This is a genomic window from Kitasatospora sp. NPDC091257, assembly GCF_044757675.1.
In the GTDB taxonomy this organism is placed as follows: Bacteria; Actinomycetota; Actinomycetes; order Streptomycetales; family Streptomycetaceae; genus Kitasatospora; species Kitasatospora lactacystinica.
The window spans coordinates 1-3,516 of sequence record NZ_JBIVVI010000978.1; the positions used below are offsets into that span (position 1 = coordinate 1).

The following is a 3,516-nucleotide window of genomic DNA, read 5'->3' on the forward strand; positions in this document are numbered from 1 at the left end:
GCCCTGGCCTGACCGCGTCGGTTGGTTGTCGTTCGCCGCCGCGCCCCACCCCGCATCGCCGGGGGTCGGGGCGCGGCGGTGTTCGACGGTGCCCGACGCACCCCGGCGTCCCCGCCGTAAGAGAGAGGAGACGAGGTGACCATCACCGTCGACAAGCCGGTCCACGTTAACGCGGTGCCCGCCGCGCGCCACCCCGCCCCGGTCCCCGGCAACGTTCAGCCCGTGACCCCCGCTGCCGGTCCGGTGCACGTGGTGACCCGCCAGGAGTACGAGGCGGCCAAGGCCGCCCTGACCAAGCTGAAGAAGCTCGGCGAGCTGATCACCAGCTCGCTGATGTCGATCGGCGGCGGCGCCCTGATCTTCACCTGCATCAACGTCACGATCTTCGCGATGAAGCACGACATCCCGGGCTGGATCGCCTGGATGCTCGACCCGATGGCCTCCCTGGCACTGATCACCGTCCTGTACGTCGACGGCGTCCTGGCCGAGCAGGGCGGGCAGCGGGCCGGGACCTGGCCGTTCCTGCTGCGCTGGTTCGCCGGCGTCAGCACCTGGCTGATGAACTCCTGGACCTCCCTCTACCCGGACGGGCGCTTCACGCTCATCCCCGAACACCCGGACGCCGGCGGACTCCTGCTTCACTCGGTGGCGCCGTTTTTGTTGATCACGATGGCGGAGGCGTCCTCCGGCTACCGCAAGTACCTCGCCAAGCGGCTCGGTGAGCTGCGCGCAACGGTTCAGGCCTTCGAGGACCAGCAACACGCCGCGACGACGGAACGCGAGCGCCGAGCCCGAGAGGAGACGGAGCGGGCCGAGCAGGCGCGGCTCGAAGCCGAGAAGGCCGACCGCGAGGAGCGGCGCCGCCGGGAGGAGCGCGAGCACGAGGAACGCCTGGATGCCGAGCGGATGCGCAAGGCCGCCGAAATCGCCCGCATCGCCTCGCAGGCCGAAACCGAGCGGCTCCGCGAGCAGCGCGAGCTCGAGGAGTCGCGGGCGCGCAACGAGGCGGAGAAGGAGCAGCGCGAACGCGAGGCGGAATTCGAGCGGCTTCGCGAGCAGCGCGAGCTGGAGAACGCGAGGGCGCAGCACGAGGCGGAGAAGGAGCAGCGCGAACGCGAGGCGGAAATCGGGCGGCTTCGCGAGCAGCGCGAGCTGGAGAACGCGAGGGCGCAGCACGAGGCCGAGCGGCTGCGGATCGAGCGGGAAAACGAGGATGCCCGGGTGCGCCGCGAGCGGGAAAACGAGGCGGAGAAGCTGCGGTCCGCGAGGGAGAACGAGGAGGCCCGGCGGCGCTCGGAAGCCGACCGCGAGGCTCTGCGGATCAAGGCCGCCGGTGAGGCGGATGCGGCCCGGATGCTCGCGGAAGAGCAGGTCAGGCAGCAGCAGGTGGCCGAGCAGGAGCGCCGGGCAAAGGAAGCTGCGGAGGCGGAGGACAAGCGCCGCAGGGCGGAGGAGCGGGCCGCCGCGCGGCAGCAGCGACTGGCCTCGCAGACCACTCGCACGTCGCGGTCGGCCGTCTCGCGTTCCCTCTCGGAAATCGCCTCGCAGAACGGCGGCACCGTCCCTCGCGAACTGCGCTCGCAGCTTCGCGAGCAGGCCGAGCGCGAGGTCGCGCGGCTGATGCTGGAGGGCTCGGAAATCGACCAGAAGGCGATCGGCGAGCGCTACGGCAAGGGCGACACGTGGGTCGGAGACCGCATCCGGAACGCGAAGAAGCGCCTCGCGAACGACTCGGAGTTCGAGAACGAGGTCATCACCTCCGCGCTGGAGGACGAGATGCCGGTCTCCGAGGAAGCGCGCGACAGCGACACCCAGGCCGGCGACGAGGCGGCCTGACGAGAAGTCGGCCTCTCCGGTGGCCACCAGGGCGCGGATATCGCCCTGGTGGCACGCCGAAGGTGCCGACGGCACCGAGCACCACCGTAGCGACCCGGCCGTCCGGCCGGAGACCGGGTCAGAGAAACCCATCACCCCAGGTCAGGCGGCAGACAGCCGTCCTGTCCGCACGCTCTCGAAGGGGGAGCCGAACCATGGACCTCAACCTGCTGTTCACCGACGAGGGGATGCGGGCCTTCACCGCGGCCCAGCGCGACGCGCACCGCGACGACGCCCTGCACTACGGGCAGCTGGCGGCGATCGTGCGCAGCCGTTTGGAGCAGACCGCGGTCGAGGGGGACGGGCCGCTGTCCGCGAAGCGGCGGGCCGGGAAGGTCGCCCGCCACCTGAAGGCGCTGGAGCGGGCGTCGAGCCGGGCTGCCGCGGCGGCCGAAGCCCTGTACGCCTCCTACGTCGGCCAGGTCCTGGAGCTCCCGGTGCGCCGCCAGAGCGTGGAGGCCCGCAAGCAGGAGCGCCGGGACCGGCGGGCGCGGCGGCGGCAGGTGGCGGCCGGTCAGACCGCCTCGTGGGCGGCGTCGTCGCTGCACAGGTCGGCCGCGCAGCTGGGCGGTCAGGTGCCGCAGGACGGTACCGGTCAAGGGGCGCAGCAGGCCGCGGAGGAGGCGCCGGTGTACCTGCCGCCGCAGCCGGCGCCGTTCGCGCAGGCCCCCGCCGCGGAGCCCGCTGCGGCCCCGTCGATTGCCGAGTTCTTCCTCCGGAAGGAGGCCCGGTAGTGGCCGCCTCGACCCGTCGTCAGGCCAACCAGGCCAGGCACTGGAACGGCAAACAGGCCGACGCGCAGACCGCCGCGGACCGTGCGGCGGTGTGGTGGGACGCCTGCCGCAGCGTCGCCCACCGGGCCGAGCGCAGCGGCGATCCGAAGGTGTGGACGGAGCTGCAGAACGCGCTGCACGACTTCTTCCGCCGTCACTCCGGGTGATGTTCATCTTCATCTTCACCCGGGCCAGAACGCAGATCCGGGGTGCCCGAGGCGCGCGCACGACGTGCGCGCGCGAGGTTCCCAAATCGGTGACTGTCTGTCAACCCTGAAAGGAGGCGTGACGTGGCCGACAACGACGACGACAACGTGATCCACTTCCCCCGGACCGGGTTCGCCCCGGCCCCGCCGGCGCCCGTCGCCGAGCCGGTTGTGGAGCCGGACCCCGACCCCGCGCAGACCTTCGGGCCGCGGCGCCGCTCCCCGTGGGAGGTCGTGGAGGGCCTGTCCGCCCCCGAGCGGCCGCTGCCGGTGGTGGTCGATCCGGACCCGACCCCGGCCGGCCCCGAGCCGGGGACGGTGCCCGCGGCGTTCCGCTCGGAGCCCACCCCCGGCCCGGACACGGCTCCCGCGCCGGGCCTGGGCGCGCTGTCGGCGGCGGCTGTGCTGGCCGCCGCCGTCGCGGCGCTGCGCGGTATCCACTCGGCGGTGACGGGCTTTCGGGCCAGCCGCGAGCAGCGCCAGGCCGTGCGCGACGCCGCCCGTACCGGGTCCGAGTCGACCGGCGCAACGGGCCGGGGCGGGCGCGGCGGCGTGCAGCCCTCGTACGAGTGGGGCCGACAGAGCCTCAACCGCTCCGGCGGTACGGGCGGGTCCGGCGGACCGGGCGGTGGGCGCTTTGGCGGCGGTGGCCGCTCGGGGGG

General features: G+C 73.3%; 3 protein-coding genes and 1 pseudogene. All 4 read left to right on the forward strand.

Features of this window, described 5'->3' with window-relative positions:
- Positions 1–135 precede the first annotated feature (135 nt).
- Positions 136–1,836, forward strand: a complete 1,701-nt coding sequence (locus ACIQOV_RS33035; RefSeq protein WP_401054413.1) for a hypothetical protein — start codon at positions 136–138, stop codon at positions 1,834–1,836.
- A gap of 194 nt (positions 1,837–2,030) precedes the next feature.
- A complete protein-coding gene (locus ACIQOV_RS33040) occupies positions 2,031–2,609 on the forward strand; it encodes a hypothetical protein (protein ID WP_401054414.1) in 579 nt (192 codons plus the stop codon).
- Complete coding sequence (locus tag ACIQOV_RS33045; protein WP_401054416.1) at positions 2,609–2,815, forward strand: hypothetical protein; 207 nt, start codon at positions 2,609–2,611, stop codon at positions 2,813–2,815. Before ACIQOV_RS33040 ends, ACIQOV_RS33045 begins: the two co-directional genes overlap by 1 nt.
- A 123-nt stretch (positions 2,816–2,938) precedes the next feature.
- Positions 2,939–3,516 (forward strand): annotated as a pseudogene (locus ACIQOV_RS33050) (hypothetical protein); the annotation flags it as partial.

What these genes read in the sequence shown, in the direction of transcription:
- ACIQOV_RS33040 (WP_401054414.1), top strand. Translation starts at nt 2,031, where the DNA reads ATGGACCTCAACCTGCTGTTCACCGACGAGGGGATGCGGGCCTTCACC.